At 48.2% G+C, this 19,993-nt stretch carries 18 protein-coding genes; 5 read left to right on the forward strand and 13 right to left on the reverse strand.

Translation table 11 applies throughout. The features are described 5' to 3' along the window. Positions 1-2,748, reverse strand: a 2,748-nt coding sequence (locus tag VLX91_05040; GenBank protein HUI29558.1) for a LamG-like jellyroll fold domain-containing protein, incomplete at its 3' end; no start/stop codon positions are given. A 36-nt stretch (positions 2,749-2,784) separates the two neighbouring features. Next, a complete protein-coding gene (locus VLX91_05045; GenBank protein HUI29559.1) occupies positions 2,785-5,610 on the reverse strand; it encodes a T9SS type A sorting domain-containing protein in 2,826 nt (941 codons plus the stop codon). Positions 5,611-5,852: 242 nt separating this feature from the next. Here VLX91_05045 and VLX91_05050 point away from each other — a divergent pair, with 242 nt between their 5' ends. Beyond that, the gene (locus VLX91_05050) at positions 5,853-8,456 is read left to right on the forward strand and encodes a RecQ family ATP-dependent DNA helicase (protein HUI29560.1); all 2,604 of its coding nucleotides are present in this window, start codon (positions 5,853-5,855) and stop codon (positions 8,454-8,456) included. On the opposite strand, the gene VLX91_05055 is transcribed toward VLX91_05050, so the two are convergent. The 11 genes from VLX91_05055 to ndhC form a co-directional block, all read right to left on the reverse strand. Then, positions 8,425-8,808, reverse strand: coding sequence for a DUF4296 domain-containing protein (locus VLX91_05055; GenBank protein HUI29561.1), 384 nt, complete (start codon positions 8,806-8,808; stop codon positions 8,425-8,427). The genes VLX91_05050 and VLX91_05055 overlap by 32 nt on opposite strands. Positions 8,809-8,894: 86 nt before the next feature. After that, positions 8,895-9,578 carry a 16S rRNA (cytidine(1402)-2'-O)-methyltransferase gene (gene rsmI, locus VLX91_05060; GenBank protein HUI29562.1) on the reverse strand — a complete coding sequence of 228 codons (684 nt, stop codon included), beginning with the start codon at positions 9,576-9,578 and terminating at the stop codon, positions 8,895-8,897. Next, positions 9,575-10,858 (reverse strand): AI-2E family transporter, encoded by a 1,284-nt coding sequence (locus VLX91_05065; protein HUI29563.1) that lies wholly within the window; start codon positions 10,856-10,858, stop codon positions 9,575-9,577. Before VLX91_05065 ends, rsmI begins: the two co-directional genes overlap by 4 nt. Positions 10,859-10,875: 17 nt before the next feature. Beyond that, positions 10,876-11,616, reverse strand: coding sequence for a polysaccharide deacetylase family protein (locus VLX91_05070; protein ID HUI29564.1), 741 nt, complete (start codon positions 11,614-11,616; stop codon positions 10,876-10,878). Between the two features lie 13 nt (positions 11,617-11,629). After that, positions 11,630-12,082 carry a dUTP diphosphatase gene (dut, locus tag VLX91_05075; GenBank protein HUI29565.1) on the reverse strand — a complete coding sequence of 151 codons (453 nt, stop codon included), beginning with the start codon at positions 12,080-12,082 and terminating at the stop codon, positions 11,630-11,632. A 177-nt stretch (positions 12,083-12,259) separates the two neighbouring features. Next, positions 12,260-13,564 carry an NADH-quinone oxidoreductase subunit NuoF gene (gene nuoF, locus VLX91_05080; GenBank protein ID HUI29566.1) on the reverse strand — a complete coding sequence of 435 codons (1,305 nt, stop codon included), beginning with the start codon at positions 13,562-13,564 and terminating at the stop codon, positions 12,260-12,262. Position 13,565: 1 nt separating this feature from the next. Beyond that, positions 13,566-14,054, reverse strand: a complete 489-nt coding sequence (nuoE, locus tag VLX91_05085) for an NADH-quinone oxidoreductase subunit NuoE (protein ID HUI29567.1) — start codon at positions 14,052-14,054, stop codon at positions 13,566-13,568. Positions 14,055-14,125: 71 nt separating this feature from the next. Beyond that, complete coding sequence (nuoD, locus tag VLX91_05090) at positions 14,126-15,403, reverse strand: NADH dehydrogenase (quinone) subunit D (protein ID HUI29568.1); 1,278 nt, start codon at positions 15,401-15,403, stop codon at positions 14,126-14,128. A 30-nt stretch (positions 15,404-15,433) separates the two neighbouring features. Next, positions 15,434-16,000, reverse strand: a complete 567-nt coding sequence (locus tag VLX91_05095) for an NADH-quinone oxidoreductase subunit C (protein ID HUI29569.1) — start codon at positions 15,998-16,000, stop codon at positions 15,434-15,436. Between the two features lie 6 nt (positions 16,001-16,006). After that, positions 16,007-16,537, reverse strand: a complete 531-nt coding sequence (locus tag VLX91_05100) for an NADH-quinone oxidoreductase subunit B family protein (GenBank protein HUI29570.1) — start codon at positions 16,535-16,537, stop codon at positions 16,007-16,009. Continuing rightward, the gene (gene ndhC, locus VLX91_05105; GenBank protein ID HUI29571.1) at positions 16,528-16,884 is read right to left on the reverse strand and encodes an NADH-quinone oxidoreductase subunit A; all 357 of its coding nucleotides are present in this window, start codon (positions 16,882-16,884) and stop codon (positions 16,528-16,530) included. The genes VLX91_05100 and ndhC overlap by 10 nt, the downstream gene beginning before the upstream one ends. Before the next feature lie 160 nt (positions 16,885-17,044). Here ndhC and VLX91_05110 point away from each other — a divergent pair, with 160 nt between their 5' ends. The 4 genes from VLX91_05110 to VLX91_05125 all read left to right on the forward strand — a co-directional run bounded on the left by VLX91_05110 (position 17,045) and on the right by VLX91_05125 (position 19,985). Then, complete coding sequence (locus VLX91_05110; GenBank protein ID HUI29572.1) at positions 17,045-17,347, forward strand: EthD family reductase; 303 nt, start codon at positions 17,045-17,047, stop codon at positions 17,345-17,347. Then, complete coding sequence (locus VLX91_05115; GenBank protein HUI29573.1) at positions 17,347-18,744, forward strand: amino acid permease; 1,398 nt, start codon at positions 17,347-17,349, stop codon at positions 18,742-18,744. The genes VLX91_05110 and VLX91_05115 overlap by 1 nt, the downstream gene beginning before the upstream one ends. Positions 18,745-18,823: 79 nt before the next feature. Continuing rightward, complete coding sequence (locus tag VLX91_05120) at positions 18,824-19,387, forward strand: class I SAM-dependent methyltransferase (protein ID HUI29574.1); 564 nt, start codon at positions 18,824-18,826, stop codon at positions 19,385-19,387. Between the two features lie 46 nt (positions 19,388-19,433). After that, on the forward strand, positions 19,434-19,985 hold the full coding sequence (locus VLX91_05125; protein HUI29575.1) for a methyltransferase: 552 nt from the start codon (positions 19,434-19,436) through the stop codon (positions 19,983-19,985). The last annotated feature ends 8 nt before the right edge of the window (positions 19,986-19,993 follow it).

The following is a 19,993-nucleotide window of genomic DNA, read 5'->3' on the forward strand; positions in this document are numbered from 1 at the left end:
CAGAAAGTCGGTCGCCTGAACGGAGAGAGAAATGTCGCTTGTTGCCCAGGCAGGCGAATTGTATAGCGTCAGGTCGTACCCATGTCCTGATGAATCATGAGCTGTAGTTCCGTGGCCTTCATTGAAATGGTACAACGCGACTGTGTTTGCATCGGTAGTAAAGGGCGATGATGGCGTCGCGTAGTTTGACGTGTATCTTTCCACATCGGAGTATCTGACTTCATCTATTCTCCCATTGAAATACTCTATTGGGGGGCCGCCATTATAATTCCCTCCAACGAAGAAATTTCCAGACGGCACATCGAGAGATGCGTTTGAAGCCGCTACGTCTATTCCATTGTCATAGAGTGTCCAGCCACCACCGCTCCTGACCAGTGCAAGATGGGTCCACGTTCCCGGCTTCAACGTGTCGGTCGACGCAGTGTAGTTAATGCCGCCAACCAAAATTGATAGTTGACCGCTGGAATTAATATATATCCCGAAGCCATCGGACGACGTGTTACCATCATACACAATTCCCTCATCAGTCCCGGTTGTTCCATCCCAGTTAACCCAACATTCAAGCGTCAACGCAGCATAAACAGGAAGAGTGCTGCTGTAATATGCACTCTGGCCGGAAGCAAAGCTCAAAGCATCTCCCCACCGAGCATAATTGCCGGCAACAAAACTGTTTTCGCTGCCGCGATAATACCCATAAGCGTTCGAGTCGGAAATCGTATAGTAATAAGTGTTGCCTGCACTGAGCCCAGTGATATTAGCGGAGACGGAAGTTGCGGTATCACCGCTTACGGTATCGGGAGATGCCGGAATACTATCGACGTAAACCCCGGATGTCGTTCCCCAAAGGAAACGGACGACCGTTTTTTCGCTCACTGTTACTATCCCGGCGAGTGTCGCAGAAGTCGGTGCAACATTAGATAGTCCCACGGATATGGTCGGCTCCGGGTGAAATACAACAAAAAATGGGTAGCCATTGTTGAATCCTACGTTCATCGCCCAGGTATTTGTGAAGTCCCAACCAGCATAAGTGGATCGTGTTTTCATAGCTGCGTCGGTCTCCCCTGTTTCCCCCGCCGTTCCATAGGCGCTGGTTGATTGATTGGAGGTTGTTATATCCCAGAAGCAATCGCTTACTGACCCGGGGTCAGCGCCAATGACAGTGCCCGTTGCCCCTACAAGACCGCCAACATTAGAACTGCCACTCACACTTCCGGTGCTGTAGCAGTCGCTTATAGTTGTGCCTCCGTTTATTCCCACGAGACCACCCACACAAGAGCTGCCGATTACGTTTGCAGTGCTATAACAGTTGGTAGGTAGTCCGTCAAGGTTCAAACCAATGAGACCGCCAGCATAAGAGCTGCCATTCACACTGCCGGTGCTGTAGCAGTTGCTTACTGCTGACGCGAGGTTAAGTCCCACAAGACCTCCAACGTCATCATGTCCAGTTACATTCACGTTTATCAGCCCGAGGTTTACTATCGTCGCTGCAGCTGCCTCGCCAAACAAGCCAACATTATCTGTCGAACTCCTGCTGATATACAAGCCGGTAATGGTGTGCCAGTCGCCATCGTAAGCACCGCCGCTAAATGGCGGCGAATTATTCCCTATCGGCGAAAACCCGGCGCCGGAATTCCAACTCGTATCGGAAGACGCATTTATGTCTGCAGTCTGCCTATAATACTTATTATAATAATTGCCCCAGGCGCTGCCACCCGCCACCGCCTGCAGCCAGTATAGGTTGCCAAGCGAATCTATCTGGTACGGATCGCTCGACGTCCCGCTGCCGGAGGGAGCGATGGCTGTAAATATTGAGATGCCACCGAGGTTCTGCCATCCAAGGTAAGGATAGCCGGAGTTGACGCTAGCAGCCCAATGCCACACCGTGGAATCCCACCCTGCATAATCGAATGTAGATGGATTTTTCATCTCCGCCGTAGTCTCTCCCGTCCCGCCGGCGCTGCTTGACTGGCCGGAGGTTGTTGTATTCCAGAAGCAATCAGTTACCGCTGAGCCTGCACCATCATATCCCGCGAAGCCGCCGACAATAGAGATGCCGCTGACGCTTCCGGTGCTGTAACAGTCGCTTATTGCTGCTGAGTTTCCATTCTCACCAACAACACCACCGATAATAAAGCTCCCGCTCACACTTGCAGTACAGTAACTGTTGCTTACGGTCGATGATGTATCATTGTTGCCTACGAGACCACCGATAACCGTGCTGCCGCTTACACTTCCGGTAATGTAGGTGCTGCTTATAGTCGATGAGTCCTCATCATTTCCTGCGAGGCTGCCGACATAATTCTGCCCGGTTATATTCACGTTTACCAGGCCGATGGAGTCTATCGTGGCTTTTCTGGTGTAGCCGAACAAACCGACATAATTCGTTGAACTCCTGCTAATATACAAACCGGTAATGGTGCACCCGCTGCCATCGTAAGTGCCTGTAAAATACTTCGAGCTATTTCCTATAGGCGAAGACCCGGCGTTAGAATTCCATGTCGATGTCGGAGACGCGTCAATGTTAGCCGTTTGTTTGTAATACCTCCCCCAAGCGGTATCGTTTGCCGTCTCCTGCAACCAGGCAAGATTATCGAGCGTCGCTATAAGATATGGATCGCCTGAAGTCCCGCTGCCGGATGGCTGAACCGCCGTTTGTGCGGCGCATGGCTCGATCGAGAAGAACACCATCGCAAGATTCAGCAGAACGAACAATAATGCGGTGATATTTTCAGATATCTTTCTTGACATTTCTACTCCGTTTGTTAACTTTTCAAAGACGATGGCTCACTTCATCAAAACCAATTTCCTTATCGACACAAACTTCTGTCCGTCATTTCCTTGCGCTGCGATACGGTATAAGTAAACTCCGCTCGCAAATCTGTCCATGTTTATGTTCTCGTTGTATCTTCCGGCATTCATTGTTCCATAGTTGTTCTCGAGAACTCTCTGTCCGAGTACGTTATAGATATCCAGAGTCACCGTCGATTGTTCTTTCAAGTCGAACCTGATCGTAGTCGATGGGTTGAACGGGTTCGGATAGTTCTGGTAAAGTGCGTACGCTTTCGGGTCGCCAATGGTCGTCGAGAGCGTAGCGAGAACTTTAGCATTACCGTTTAATGAAACGCTCTGGATTTCATAGACGTAAGTTCTGCCCGCAACTACTCTTAAATCTGAATAATCATAACCTCTCCCGCCGATCGATGCTCCGTCAGATTTCAGATGATAATTGTTCAAGTATCCTGAGATTATCTTGAACACTTCCGTACCGGGATCTTCCCGAAGGATGTTATAACCTGCGATGTCGATTTCGGATTGTGCTCTCCATGACAGGATAACGGAACCTCCATCCGACTTCGCCTCGAAATCGGTCGCCTCCACGTCGAGCGGGATATCTCCGCTAGGATTAATCGACGAGTCGCTGTAAACGGCAAGGTTAGACTGCGGAAAATAATTCAAAGCTACAAACTGTCCACCAACAACAAACATGTGATTTGCGATGGCAAGCGCATTGACATTTCCTGAGCCGACATCGTTGTTCTCATGTGCATTGAATGAATTGGTCGAGCCAGTATTCGCATTTAGATAAGCGAGTGCCGACCTATGAGGAGGGTAGCTCGATGAAAAATTTCCTCCGATTACCAGATGCGTGTCAGCGACTGCGATGGCATCGACCGTGAATGCTAAAGTAAAATTAGCGTTGAAACCCGGAACCAATGCTCCGGTTGCGGTATCCACGGCGGCAATGCTTTTCATTGACTGTCCATCAACGTTAAAAATCTCTCCTCCGAGATAGACTTTCCCATTTTGTGCAGCGAGGGACATACAGATATTATCCGGACCAGGGTTCCATGAAGTAAGAGTATCGGTAACGGTATCGAATGCGGCGGCATACTGGCGTGAAGCGGAACCAATCTGAGTGAAGAAACCGCTCAGGAAGATTTTCGATCCGGAAGAAGCCAGCGAATATACTCCGCCGCTATTCAGGACGGGATGCCATGAGAGAAGTGAACCATCACGTTTGTTCAGTGCTGCCACGTAAGACCGGCTGGTTGAGTTGACGGCCGTGAAATTGCCGCCGAGATATAACCTATCCCCGAGCACCTCCAAAGCGTACACGGCGCTGCTTGCGGTTCCCAACCAATTCGGGCTGAGTTCGGGACTCCCATTAAGTGTGTCGAATGCTGCGAGATTAGAAATCGAATACAAGCCTCCGACAAATGTAAAACTCCCGCCCGCGATTATTTTATCGCCTGCTGAAGCGATGGCGTTGACCGGGCCTCCCGTGACATTGGGGTTCCATGAAGTGACACGTCCCGTAGAAAAATCAATGGATGCCAGTCCGTTTCGCGTGGTCTGCCCGGCAGCGATGAAGAATCCTCCCGTGAAAATTGAAGTCCCCACTGGTGTAATTGTCCAGACATTCACTGTAGAGGGATAATTATAAAGTTTTGCATCCCATGTTGACGCGTTGCCTGTTGTCATATCTACCGCTGCCAGGTTATTGATACTCCTTCCGCCGATAGATGTAAAATTTCCGCCTACGAATAATTTCGTCCCCGATACAGCAAGCGCAGTTACGTTGTTGTTCGGATTGGGGTTCCATGATGATGCGAGGCCTGTACCGGTATCTATTGCCGCGAGATTGCTGACCGAACTCCCGCCGATCGAAGTGAATGAGCCACCGACGAACACGTTGCTCCCCGAGACGGCGAGAACGCTTGCATAGCCTCCGCCGCCCGACATTGTCGCACCGGGATTCCAACCCGTGACTACATTCCCGGCTTGATCGAATTTTATCAACCCATTTCTGTTGACACTGTCAATCATTGAGAACAATCCGGCAGCGTAAAGATATCCACCGGCGTAAACGAAACATGATATATGCCCCGAGCCGCTTGGGACCGTATTGTAAAAGGACCAATTCGTAGGATTGCCAGCCGTCGTATCGACAGAACCGATCGTCAAATGAAGTTGACTGTGCAAACCGGTGAAGTAACCTCCTATATAAACATAAGCGCCCATCTGCTGAAGCGCAGTCACTTCGTTATCGGCCTGGGGATCCCATGATAGAAGTGAACCATCCGAAATATTGAACGCCGCAGCGTGTCCGCGTGCCTGACCGGCAATCGAATCGAAAACTCCTCCAACATACAACCGATTTCCGGCGACCGACATCGTTTCCACGAAACTATTCGGCGCCGGGTTCCATGAATCAAGTGAACGATCTGCACGAACATGCGCCAGGTATTTTCTCGGCACACCGTTGATATAGAGGAACTGGCCGCCAACGTACAATCCACCTGAGCCGTCAGCCACGGAAGTCAGGACAAGATTTCCCATCGGATCGAACTTGGGGAACGTGCGATCGGGTACGGCTGTCCCCGTGTCCAAAAGCGCACCGGTACCGGTAGAGTATCCGATTTTTGTGAAGTTGCCCCCAAAATAGATTTTGTTTCCACTTACAACTACACAGTTCACCTGTCCATCCAAAGGCGAATCAAGCGTATCATTTAATGTTTGGGCTTCACCGACCGAGCATGTAAAACAAAGAAATAATATTTGCCCCAATGAAATCCATCTGGAAATCAACGCGAGTCGTCCCAAGTTCATGTCTCCTCCTCTTGTTATGACGTGATTGTCTAAGATAATTTGTCAATGATGATCCAGCATCTCAAGGTGGTAGTGGTACATGGTTCAATAACGAATTATGTGTATCGATGGTTCCTTTACACCATGGTGAAGTGAATTTCATCACACAAAGGAGACGTCACCTCATCGGCAATTCGAACAGGTTCCATCCAGACATAATTCAACCATTCTGTTCTTTACTCTTCCATGATTAAATTGAAGCGATGATTCCCCGTGATCGATTACAGAAGGGACTTGAGAAATTCTTCGGGCTGAAAGAATTCCGACCCGGACAGTTTGAAATAATTAATTCGGTAATGAGCGGTTTCGACACGCTCGCGGTCATGCCGACCGGCGGAGGAAAATCCATATGCTATCAGCTTCCCGCACTTCTTAATGACGGGCTTACACTGGTTATAACGCCGCTTATCAGTTTGATGCGCGATCAAGTTGCACAGATAAATCGTAACGGCTTGATCGCTACCCAGCTGGACAGCTCACTTGAGCTGGACGCGATTCAAGAGAGAATGCGGCTTGTCGGAGCAAGCAAAGTGAAACTTCTTTATGTTGCCCCCGAGCGATTGGGAAGCAAAAGATTCCTGGGGTCTTTGTCTTCAGTAAGAATTTCCCTTGTTGCCGTCGATGAGGCGCATTGCATCAGCCAGTGGGGACACGATTTCAGGCCGCATTATACTCGCATCTCCGAATTCCTGGATGCGATCGGATTTCCTACCGTCCTTGCTTTGACGGCAACCGCGACGCCGGACGTTCAAGACGATATTGTAGCACAGTTGAAGATGAGAGACCCCCGCGTTTACATCAGCGGTTTTGCCCGTGAAAATCTTTCATTCAGGGTTTTGGTGGAATCGGGCAAAACTCAATCTATTCTCAAATTCATAAAGTCTCAGGATCCTGCGTCTCGACAAAGCGCCGGAATAGTCTACGCGGCGACCCGCAAAAGCGTCGATGAAATTCATGACCTTCTCAATGCTAACGGAATAAAGGCACTTCGTTATCATGCCGGTCTCACCGGAGAGGAACGGACGAAATCACAAATGGAATTCCTGAACTCAAACCGTGTCATGGTGGCAACCAACGCGTTCGGCATGGGCATCAACAAGTCAGACGTTCGTTATATAATTCATTATGAAATTCCGGGAACACTTGAAGCATACTATCAAGAAGCCGGAAGGGCCGGCAGAGATGGAAAACTTTCCGAATGCATCTTGCTTTTCCACCAAAAGGATTTAGGAGTCCAAACATATTTCATCGATTCGCTTTATCCCGAGAGGGAGGAATTCACTCGAGCGTACAATTCGATCCTCGACTCGTTTTCGATCCACGTTGGCGACAGATCGGAAACTAATCTTACGGTTGACGCCTCCGAAATTGCAGGCCGAACAAGACTGAACTCCCGCAAAATAGAATCCGTCGTCAATATTCTTGCCAGGTCAAACGTAATTCAATTGGCTCCGAACGCTTCAGCAGCGGCGCACATCCGATCGAAAGTAGACATGGATTCATTCAAGAGAGCGATCGATCGAACGTCCTCCCATGATACGAGACTCATACTTGAAACAATTCTCCGTCTGTTCGGGAGCTCGGTGTTTCTTGAGCCGCAGACCGCTTCGCTTGAAGAACTATCTCATAAATCGGATCTCGACGCTTCAACGGTCAACCGCACTCTCTCGATCCTCCAGCGTTCCGGTATCCTGGAATACAAGCCGCCGTCCGAGGGAATAACATTCAAAATGCTCGAACGGCGGACCGATCGACTCCCCGTCAACTTTCAGCAGCTCTCGCTCCTCCGGGAACGAGCGCACCAGCGCCTCGAACAAATGGTGGAATATGCCAGAACAACGTCTTGCCGGACAAACTTTATACTTGATTATTTCGGCGCGGAGGAAATTGAAAGCGGATGCGGAAACTGCGACAACTGTACCATCAATAAGACTTTTTCAATGCAAGGTTCAGAAGGATTGCCAAGCGCAGTGGAAATCTATCGAACGATCCTGTCTTTGGTAAAAGAGACTCAGGGACGATATGGAAGATCGACTTACTGCAAAATTCTTCTGGAAGGGAGCGGGAAGCTTGCGGAGGAGCTTCGTCCGAAATTTTCCGGAGCCTTGAATCAACTTCCTCCGCAAGTCGTTTTTGCAGCATTTGATTTCCTCCTTTCGAGAGAATACCTGGTCAGGATGAAGTTCATCAATCCGACCGTGTCGATTACGGAAGAGGGAAAAAAATATCTGCAAACCGGGATATCTATCCCGGCGAAGAAACAATTCAAATTTAGAAAAGCACTCTACAAAGCTTTAAGAGACGAACGGCTCAGCCTTTCGAAAGAACTGAGTCTACCCGTATTTGCCGTGGTCACGGATGAGGATTTGATCCAAATTGCCAATGCCCGGCCTTCCGCCGAAGAAGAAATTGTCCGCTACTTACCCCGGGTGAATTCCAGAGATATTCTTCGACGTCTATTACAAGTCTGTTCCGATTTTGCGCCATCCGAAAAAATTCATCTCCCGGAAAATGAACGCCGGATCTACGAGCTTTACTTGGAGAAACTTACGGCGGCAGAAATCGCATCACTTATGCAGCTCTCGCTGCAGAATGTCATCGATGTCTTTGACCTGATTAAAAGCAATGGTTACGAAGTGAATTTCAAGAACCTGATAGAAAAGAAAAGGTTCAAGCTGATTACATCGCAGCTGGAGAAGACAAGGAACCCGGTCGATGCCCACGCCGTACTGCCCGATTGCGAGCTGGCGGAGGTGATCCTCGTTTCCAGAGTTCTCAGTGTTTCTCTCGGAGATAGGCAGCCTTAATCCCGCTCATTCTATTCTGAACATCGCCAAAAAATTTCTGCCAACGTTCCGGTTTACGACTGTACCACGATAATGTGGAATTCACCAGACTGTCGTTCACGTTGAACGCCTTCAGAAGTGAATCCACTTTTGCTTTTTGTACCGATGGCTGAGCGGAGTATTGTGCATCCGTCAACTGGAGCTGGACGTAAATTTCGACGAAATCCCCCTCACGAATCGGAGGTTTGTCGGAGCATGAAAAAAATAAAGAAACCGAAAGGAACATAAGGGACAGCCGCAGACTTCGCAGGAGCTGCACTCTCCAGACTCTTGAATTCATATTCATGGCCGGAGCCGATTCACAGCAACGCATTTTTTTCACGCCCTGAATTCCTGGCACTGTTCAGGATTTGGAGATTTGCGAGCAGCGGTCCGCAGGCATCTGCATGTCGTCCCCGATCAATTCCTGCCCGGCGCATCTAAAACCAAAACAAATTCGGCCTTGAACGGCTCTTTTTTGAATTCCCGTTCAATGTCTCCCAATCTCCCGCGAATAATTTTTTCAGTTTCCATCGTGAGGTCAACCGCGACAACAGCCCTTCTGTCTCTTCCGAAAGTTGAAAGGCAATCTTCAATAAGCGCCTTGAACCTGTACGGTGTCTCCATTATAACGGATACAAACTTCATGGATGCAAGCTCTTTTAATCTCCTCAACCGCTCGTCCTTCTTTCTCGGCAGAAAACCTGCATAGTGGAACGAGCTTATATCAAAATTGCAGACGACAAGCGCAGCAAGTATCGACGATGCACCGGGAATTGGAACAACCTTGATACCGCATTTCAATGCGGCGTTGATTAATTTTGCACCCGGATCGGCAAACACGGGCGTACCGGCATCCGAGACAAGAGCAGCATTTGCTCCGTCTCTAATCCTTTCAACTGTCGCTTCGGCATCTCTTGCTTCGTTGTGTTCGTTCAAGGCTTCGAGAGGTTTATCGATCCCGTAATAGCGAAGAAGCTTGTAGCCTTCTTTGAACTCTTCGCAGATTACAAAGTCGACCTGCTTTAAAACAGCTAATGCTCGAAGAGAAATATCGTCATAGTTGCCGATCGGAGTCGAAACTACATAGAGAGTGGAATTCAATGTTCTGTTCTAAGGTTCCGTTCGTAATATTTTCTGAAAGCAATAAGGATTGCTGTCGTGGGCACAGCTATTAACAGACCGAGGAATCCCAGAAAATACCCAAAGATTAAAAGTGCAAGGATCAACATGACGGGATGCACGCCTATTTTTGAGCCGATGATTTTCGGATAGAGAATAGCCGTTTCAGTCAGGTTCATCCCGAGAAATGAACACAGCACCATGACGACCTGGAAACCCGGATTGTCTCCAAAAAGCGCGATCAATACTGCAACCGAAGTGCTGATGATAACTCCAAAATATGGAATCATGTCCAGCACACCCGAGATAAGTCCGATCACGAGAGGATACTTCACGCCCCAGATCGACATTAGCAGGGAGATAACAATCGCGTTTATGAACGCGACGGTCAATGCTCCACGCAAATAGCTTCCGAGGATCCTGTCGACGATTACATAAAGTTCGGATACGAGCTGGCGCTGCCGCCGCGGGAATAACATCTTGACTCTGGTCTTTATCAGATCAAAATCTTTCATGATATAAAAGCTTAGGAAGGGCACAAGCACGAGATTCAGCATCTTAGTCAACGCAGTTGCCGCTTGTGCGACAAAATTCAGAATGCCATTTGGTATCGCACGCGTTACATCCTCGATCCTCGAAGAGATCTCATTTATGACCGCCTGCTGAAGTCCCTGACTCTCCGGCGCGAAGCCGAGAAAACCCCTGTTCACAAGGTTGTTGAGAGAATTACTTATTTCACCGGCGAGAGTCGGAATGGACGCGAGAAAATTCTGAAACTGCTGGAACACCATGGGAAGAACTACTACGAATATGGCAACAAGAATTCCCAGCAGCACGAGAAGAATACCGGCGATAGAAACCGGGCGCGGGATCCTTTTCTTTGCCAGCCATTCGACGACGGGAGTAAAGATATAGCTCAGAAGAAACGCGACGACGAACGGTACAACTGCTCCCGATATTTCAAATGCGAACCAGAATAAGAACACGAGAGTGGCCACCAAAATAAAATGACGAATAATAGCTTCGTGTCTGAACGGATACGTGGCAAACAAAAATAGCACGAAGATAAATATCGGAGTAAACACTTCCCGTACCGCATAGCCGAGGACTAAAAGGAGACAGAGCGCAACGGCATAAATGACCCACTCCCTTTTCCCCGACAAAAACGACGGGAGAGAATTTTCTTCGCCTCTTATTTTTTCCGGAGATTCGACTTCTTCCGCGAGAAGATTCGCGTCCTCGCGGGATCGTTCATCATTCATCCTTGTTTTTCCTTCTATTATGCGGGTTTTCCTTTTTGTCCAATAGAAATTAATGCGGAAAACCATGCAAAAGAATGAACAAAATCACTTTTTAGAACTTCGTACCTATTCATGGCCGCCTTGCGTCTGACGGCCGCCGGCGTGTCAATCCTATAAACCGGGATCCTTCTTGTAACACCCTCACAAACGGTTGAACCAAGCCCGAATAAAATTTCATAACCGACCTCATGGGCTTGATCCACTACGTCGCGATTATGCCTCCCATAAGGAAACGATATTGAATTTATTTCTTTGCCGATTATGTCTTCTATCGTCTTTTTAGAGCCGGACAACTCATCCCATGAGGATTTCCGATCGAGCCTCGACAAGTCTTTGTGCGAACACGAATGACTCCCGATTTCAAATCCGAGTTTGGAAATCTCTCGGAGCTGGTTTTCATTCATGTGAACAAATGGAGTATAAGACAATCGAAGGTCCCAGCTATTTTGTTTGCCGATGAAATCCGAGATGACAAATACGGTTGCCCTCGCACCGACTGAAATCAAAAATGGCGCAACGTTCCTGAAGAAACAATCATAACCATCATCAAAAGTAAGAAACACCTTGCCGGGATCATTTGCAGCTTGCTCACCGGATTCAGCGAACTCGATCCCGTGATTCATCAATCCGGAGATTTGCCGCGCGAACTGTTGAGGCCTTACATTCGTGACGCCGAGTTCGAATTTATCGTCAACCTTGTGATATGCGAGCACTGCCATTAGTCTTCGTTGTTCACTTTCCCGTGGAGCCGAACCCGCCCTCACCTCGGTTTGTGCCACCGAGAGACTTCGCCTCTTCCCACCGGACTTTCTTATATTCTGAAATTACCATTTGTGCTATCCTGTCGCCGCGATTAATCATGAACGGCTCATTCCCAAGGTTCATCATGATAACCTTTATTTCGCCGCGATAGTCCGAATCGATCGTGCCCGGAGAATTTGGAAGAATTACTTTATTTCGGAACGCCAGGCCGCTCCGCGGTCTGATCTGTGCCTCGAATCCAATCGGCAGTTCTACGATCAAATTCGTTGGAACAAGCGCGGAGGACATCGGACTAATTACAATCGATTCATTGACTGCAGCACATAAATCCATTCCCGCCGAACCCTCGGTCATATAATTCGGCAAAGGCAGATCATTGAATTCTTCGGAAATTCTAAAAATTCTTATCGGAATGTCATCCAATCGAGTCCCTTTGATAATTTAGCCAACCTCGATGCCACTAACGAATATTATTGCCCTGCCGGTGCTGCGGCCGAACAAACTCCGCCGATCATCCCGACTTCAAAACAAAACTTGAACAACTCAGCCTCTTCCCTTTTTTACGGCGATGTCTCACCTTTTTTCAGAGAACTGGAATAGTCAAGCTGCATTCTTCGCTTGAAGTAAAATTTCCGCCTCTAATTCTTTCCTGAATCTCTGGATCGTGAACTTGACCGGCCAGGCGGCTGCATCGCCGAGCGCGCAGATAGTGTTGCCCTCGATATTGTTTGCGACTCTGACAAGCAAATCTAGATCTTCAACTTTCCCGCCACCCTGGTACATCCGCTCGAGAATCTTCTTCATCCACCCTGTTCCCTCCCGGCAAGGCGTGCATTGCCCGCACGACTCGTGCCAGTAAAATTTTGTGATTCGCAGCAGAACTTTTATGAGATCCGTATTTTCATCCATGACGATGATGCCGCCGGTCCCGATTGCGCTTCCAGCCGCCTTAAGCGACTCGGCATCCATCCGAACTCCTTCCAGCTGATCACCTCTCAGAGGCGGCATCGAGCTTCCCCCGGGAATTACCATCTTAATCTTCTTATCGCCGATTACGCCGCCCGCGTAGTTGTAGATAATATCCGTCAACAATGTTCCCGACGGCAGCTCGAATATTCCCGGATTGTTCACGTGCCCGCTGACGCCAAAAAGAAGTGTACCAGGATGCTTCGTCGCTCCGATTTTTGAAAACCACTCTGCCCCGTTGTGCAAAATGGCCGGCACATTAGCTATCGTTTCCACATTGTTAATAGTAGTCGGATTTCCCCAGAGACCGTTCTGCGCCGGGAAAGGAGGTTTGACCCTCGGATAACCGCGCTTTCCTTCAATGGATTCCATCAGGCCGGATTCTTCGCCGCAGATGTAAGCGCCTGCGCCGCGATGGATGTAGACATTTACGCAAAAACTTGAGCCGAGGACATTTTCTCCTGCATAGCCACGCGAATAAGCATCATCAATTGCCGTCTGCAAAATCTTCATCCATTTCACGTACTCGCCACGGATATAAATGTATGCCGTCTTTATTCCCATCGCATATGAAGCGATGAGAATTCCTTCGACTAGTTGATGCGGGTTGAACTCCAGTATCTGCCTGTCCTTGAATGAACCGGGTTCGCTTTCATCCGCATTGATGGCGAGATACTTTGTCTTATCGGAGTTCTTTGGCATGAAAGTCCACTTTAGTCCCGTGGGGAATGCCGCACCTCCTCGGCCCCGCAGGTTGGACCTCTTTACTTCGTCGGTCACTGCTTCAGGCTGCATGCCCAGAGCTTTCTTCAGGGCAGAGTAACCGCCGTTGGCTTCGTAAACTTCTATTCTTTTAAGGTCATGAATATCCGGGAGAATGATTTTGGGAAACGCCGGATCGCCGCCCTGTCCGTACAGTTTTGTGCTGCTCTCAACCATTCTACCTGCTGCCTGCCGATTTTCTATTCCTAAACTCGTCCAAAAGATGATCGGTCTGATCCATGGTGAGGTTCTCGTAGTAGTCGTCGTTGATCTGCATCATGGGTGCAGTTCCACAAGAACCCAGGCACTCGACTTCATCCAGCGTGAACATCTTGTCCGGAGTCGTTTCTCCAACTCTGACTCCAAGCCTTTTCTCAAGGTGCTCAACCAAATTATCCGAGCCGCGCAACATACACGAAACATTAGCGCAAACCTGAATGTGGTATTTCCCCACAGGTTTTTTGCTATACATAGTATAAAACGTCACGACACCGAGAACATGACTGAATGGAACCTCGAGGAGTTCAGCGACATAGTGCATAACCTCTTCCGATATCCAGCCGAATTGTTCCTGTGCCAACCACAGTACCGGCAGGACGGCAGCCATCTGCGTCGGGTATCTTTTCTTTATTTCTTCAACCTTTCGGAGATTTTCTTCTGTAAACATTTGCCCTTCGTAAATTTGAATTTTAATTAGACGTTATTGATCTTTCGTTTTTCAATCCAATATTTAAAAATTTATTTGTCCGCTTCGCCCATTATAGGATCGATACTTCCGATGATAGCCACGACGTCGGAAATCATTTGTCCCTTCAGCAGAAGCGGGAGTGCCTGCAAATTGCAGAATGAAGGAGAGCGAATCTTAAGACGCCATGGTGCGCCGCTGCCGTCACTTATGATGTAAAATCCTAATTCACCCTTGGAGCCTTCAATAGCGACATAAGCATCGCCTGCCGGCGGATGGACTCCGTCATTTACGATCACGAAATCGTGTATCATCTCTTCCATTTTTGTGTACACTCGTTCCTTGTCAGGAAGAACCCTTTTCGGCAAATCGGCTTTCACCGGACCGACCGGCATATTTTCCAGCGCCTGCCTGACAAGCTTCGAGCTCTCTTCCATCTCGCGCATGCGAACCATGTACCGCGCAAAGCAATCGCCGTCTTTTTCGGTGACGACATCGAATGAAAGCTGATCGTAAACGAGATAAGGTGAAAATGTCCGAAGGTCGTAATCGATTCCACAGGCACGGATGTTCGGACCGCTCAGCCCGATCTCGACCGCATCATCCGCATTAATCGCACCGACACCGACGGTCCTGTCCAGGAAAATTCTGTTCTTGTTCAGCATCCGCCCCATCTCGCTTAAATTCTTAGGGAACTCGTCGATGAATTTCCTGATTGCCTGCACCGCTTTGTCATCCATGTCCTGGGCAACGCCCCCGATTCGCGTGTAGCTGGTCGTGAACCTGACACCGGTAAAGAGATCAAATACATCGTACAATTTTTCACGCTCACGGAACGACCACAGAAAAACCGTCATCGCGCCCACATCCATGGCCATCGCTCCGATTGCCATGAGATGTGAGGAAATTCTTGCAAGTTCTGCGGATATCACCCTGATATATTGTGCACGGGGAGGCGCTTCGACTCCGGCAATTTTCTCTACTGCCAACGCATATGCGACATTGTTCGCGAGCGGAGAAATATAATCGAGCCGATCCGTGTGAGGAATAAACTCATGGTATGTGCATGCTTCCGCTATTTTTTCGTAGCCGCGGTGGAGATAACCGAGTTCAGGAATGCAATCGACAACTGTTTCGCCGTCTAATTTCACCAGAAGCCGCAATACACCATGGGTTGCCGGATGCTGCGGACCCATGTTGAGGACCATGTAGTTTTCCAGCGGGTCTTCAAGGACCACATTTGTATCTCTATCTTCGAGCGCCTTGAGTATCTGCGAAACGTTTGCTGCAGACTGTGTCTTCGGCTTTTTATCTTCAGCTGATGCCGCCATTGATCCAAAATTCAAAATTCTTGTGGATGATTATCTCCTTGGAAGGGGAATCGATCCCGGTACGCCCATCAAAGGAAAATCTTTCCTGAGAGGATAATATTCATATTCCTCCGGCATATACATCCTCCTCATATCGGGATGGCCTTCGAACTCAATCCCAAACATGTCGAACGCTTCACGTTCGTACCAGTTTGCCGATTTGAAAACAGAAGTGATGCTCGGGCAAACCGGATTATCACCGTCAACTTTAACTTTCAACCTTAGTCTTTTCCCGAGATCGGAATCCCCGGATTTGTCCTTTAGAGAAGTCAATTGATAAACCACGAGAAATCGTTCCTCGTTTGGAACCTGGTGCGGCCGATGTTCATGTTCGATTGCAAGGTAAGCCTTTCTCGCCGATGCATCGTCATAATTCAGCATGTCTGCTCCGCAAAGATCCGACAGGTAGTTGAACCCGAGTTCTTCTTTCAAGATTTTGCAGACATCAGTAATCCGGTCACGTTTTATCTCAATCGAGACCTGCTCGTTAAATTCGTCTACGGAAACGATCGCGTCGCCGAGTGACGAGCGCAGCCTTGATTCTACTTCTTCCTTCATCGGAGATTATTCAATCAAAATTTTTTCGTGGTCAAACTCGGGTGACACCTTGCCACCGACTTGTCCCGGATGGTTCCCCCGGGAAATCTTCTTCTGAATTTCCATCAGTGCTTTCAACACGGAGTCCGGCCTTGGCGGACAACCGGCGACATAAACATCGACAGGTACGAACTGGTCGATCCCCTGCACCACGGAATACGATCTGTACATTCCACCGCTCGATGCGCACACACCCATTGAGATCACCCATTTCGGATCCGGCATCTGATCGTAGATTTTCCGAACCACTTTGGCCATCTTATAAGTCACGGTCCCGGCAACGATCAGTAAATCGCTCTGCCGTGGAGAAAACCTAAAGACTTCAGCGCCGAATCGACTGACATCGAAGCGCGGCCCTGCGAACGCCATCATCTCTATCGCGCAGCAGGAAATGCCGAGCGGCATCGGCCATAACGAATTTTTTAGAGACCAGCTGAACAAGGCATCTACCGTAGTTGTTATGAACCCTTCATTCCCATTTGATCTATTTATTGCCATTGTAATGCGCCTTTCTTAACCACATAATAGTAACCGATCAGAAGTATGACGACAAAAATCAACATCTCTATAAATCCAAACCATCCCAGCGATAAAAAGTTCACTGCCCAAGGGTACATAAAAACAATTTCAACGTCAAACAGGATGAAGAGTATTGCGACAAGGTAGAACCTGACTGTGAAGCGTTCGCGCGCCGTGCGAATCGGCTCCATTCCGCTTTCATATGTCGACAATTTCTCTTCACTCGGAAGATGCGGGCCGAAAAACCGGTTTATGTTTGCCATTACCACCCCGAGTGTCGCCGCAACAGCCAGCAGTAGAAAAATTGGGATATAACTTGTCAACATTTCGTCCTCGTTTAAAAAATCTAAATAATGATAGCCAAAAATCAAAGGTCAAATTTTGAAACCCTGGCGGGTTGTTCTGAACTTATTTGCCTCACATTTCTCCTTTTTAGTTTTGACATTGAAAATCTATATTTTCAAATAATAGAATGAGGAGGAGACCATGGTCAAATTAGTTGCACTTTTCAAAAAGCCACCTAATGCAAATTCTTTCGAGGAACACTACCAAAACGTACACATTCCGCTCATCAAGGTAATGCCGGGCATTAAGAAAATAGAACTGTCGAAGATTACAGGTGCACCGATGAGTCAATCTCAATTTTATCGGATGGCGGAAATGTATTTTGAAAACCAACAGGCTTTGAATGCATCCATGATGTCGTCGGAAGGAATCACCGCTGCGAAGGATTTGATGAGCTTCGCAAAGGATGTGGTACAAATGTTTTTTGCGGAGGTGGAAGATTAATGATCCATCTTCAGCCTGCGGCTGACGTGCACCAGGTGGAACAACCCAGACTTGCGGAGCGATTAAATCTTTCAACCGCGATCGCGGTCGTTATCGGCTCAATAATCGGCTCGGGCATTTTTCTTGTCCCGCAGAAGATAGCCGCGACGCTCGGCGATGCCGGCTGGATCATAGCGGTCTGGGTCTTTGGCGGTCTGCTCTCGCTGGCGGGTGCGCTGACGTCCGCGGAAATAGCGGGGATGATCCCTGCTGCCGGCGGACAATACGTTTACTTCCGGGAAATCTATAACGGCTTCACCGCGTTTCTATACGGCTGGACAACGTTCATAGTCTATCAAACAGGCTCAATAGCTGCGATCGCCGTGGCTTTTGCAAAATACCTTGGCTTCTTCTTCCCGCAGCTCGGGAATTGGAATCTGAATCTAGGAATGTTCGTCATGCCGGAAGTCGGAATAAAGCTGGCCGCAATTTGTGCAATTTTGTTTGTCACTATCGTAAATTATTTCGGCGTGCAGTTTGGCGGGTTCGTGCAGCAGCTGTTCACTTACTTAAAAGTCCTCGCAATAACTGGAATCGTGATCTCGTGTTTTATTTTTGGTACGCCGGCAGTTCATCTGTACGCTCCTTTCTTCGGCAGGTTCCATGGAACATCTCTCATAGGTGCGTTCGGCATCGCGCTTGTCTCGGTTCTCTGGGCCTATGATGGGTGGAACAGTGTCACCTACCTCGCGGGCGAAGTAAAAAACGCGCAAAGAAACATTCCAGTAGCTCTCGTCAGCGGCACGATCACTGTCATCGTGATCTACGTGCTCGCAAACCTGGCTTACATGTACGTCCTTTCCATATCGCAAATTGCCGGTTCGAAACTTGTAGCCTCCGATGCAATCTCCATATTCTTTGGAAAAAACGGTGCAGCCATGATAGCCGTTGCAGTAATGATCTCCGCATTTGGAACGGTGAACGCCACGACGATGACGACAGCTCGAGTTTACTTTGCAATGGCAAGGGATAAATTATTTTTCTCGCGAATCTCCGACGTGCATCCGAAATATAAGACTCCTCATGTGTCTCTCGTCGTCCAGGGAATATGGGCTTCGCTTCTTACTCTCACCGGCACGTACGACCAGCTTCTCACGTATGTCATATTTGCATCATGGCTTTTCTATGCGCTGGGGACTTTCGGAATTTTCATCCTGAGGAAAAAACGGCCGGATGCAGAACGGCCTTACAGGACAATCGGTTACCCTTTTGTGCCGTTGATATTCGTGATCGTTTCAGTTTGGTTTGTTTACAACACGATCGTCACCGATCCGCGGGATTCGCTCGTCGGATTGGGGTTAGTCCTGCTTGGACTCCCGGCATACTGGTACTGGCATACCAGAAATGCGAAAAGATAACGTCATGATCATTTTCGTAGTTCAAATGATAGACAATATTTCATAATCAAAAACGTCTTAAAAGTAAAAAGGGAATTAAATGAGTCAGGATACTAAACAGCGGGTCTGCCCGGTTGAGAATGCCGGCACATTGGACAATAAGATCAGGAAATTTCTACAGAACCCGCGGAAAATTTTGAAGCCTTATGTCAGGAGTGGCATGACAGTTCTCGATGTCGGCTGCGGACCGGGAGTATTCTCCATCGAGATGGCTGAGATGGTCGGCCCGTCAGGCAACGTTGTCGCAGCCGATTTACAGGAAGGAATGCTGCAATTATTGAAAGAAAAAATTAAGGGAACTCCACTAGAAAAAATTGTCGAGCCTTATAAATGTGAAGCGAGCAGAATCGGTTTAACCCGCAAAGTGGATTTCGTTCTGGCTTTCTACATGGTCCACGAAGTTCCGGACAAGAGGAGTTTCTTCAAAGAAATAAGGACAATATTGAGAGATAACGAGGCGATGCTGATTGTGGAACCCAACTTCCACGTTTCAAAGAAGGCCTTTGGCGAAATGCTGGACTCCCTGGTCGATCTCAGATTCGAGGTCATTGAAAGACCAAGATTTTTCTTTAGCCGGTCTGTCCTTGTCAAAAACGTGAATTGAAGAAAAGACAGCGGTTAGCTATTTATCATGGTACGGGAATGTTATCATGACGGCAAGACTGATCGCCTTCGTTTTTCTCACCGTTCCAACCGTTTGGCTTTCCTGGAGAACACTGTTCAGCTTCAATCACCACGGTTTGTATCGGTTCATAAGCTGGGAATGTATTTTATGGCTGCTTTTGAACAACTATTCATTCTGGTTTGCCGATCCATTAAGTATCACTCAGATCGTATCATGGATGCTTCTCATAGTTTCACTAGGCTTACTAATATCCGGCTCGTTCCTGATGATAAAGATCGGCGAAGCAGACTCAGGTCGGAAAGACAGTTCCCTGTACAATTTTGAAAGAACAACCAAGTTGATTCGCAAAGGGATATTCAAGTACGTCCGCCATCCTTTGTACGGATCGTTGATACTTCTGACATGGGGAATTTATTTCAAGAACATGAATCTCCAGCTGACGATCATGTCGATTGCGTCAACCCTCTTTCTGATCTTGACATCCCTGGTGGAAGAGAAGGAAAATACCAAATATTTCGGGCAGGCGTACTCCGATTACATGCAGAGGACGAAGATGTTCGTCCCCTTTATATTCTGACCATCCGC

Source organism: Candidatus Acidiferrales bacterium (assembly GCA_035515795.1).
Taxonomy (GTDB): domain Bacteria; phylum Bacteroidota; class Ignavibacteria; order Kryptoniales; family JAKASW01; genus JAKASW01.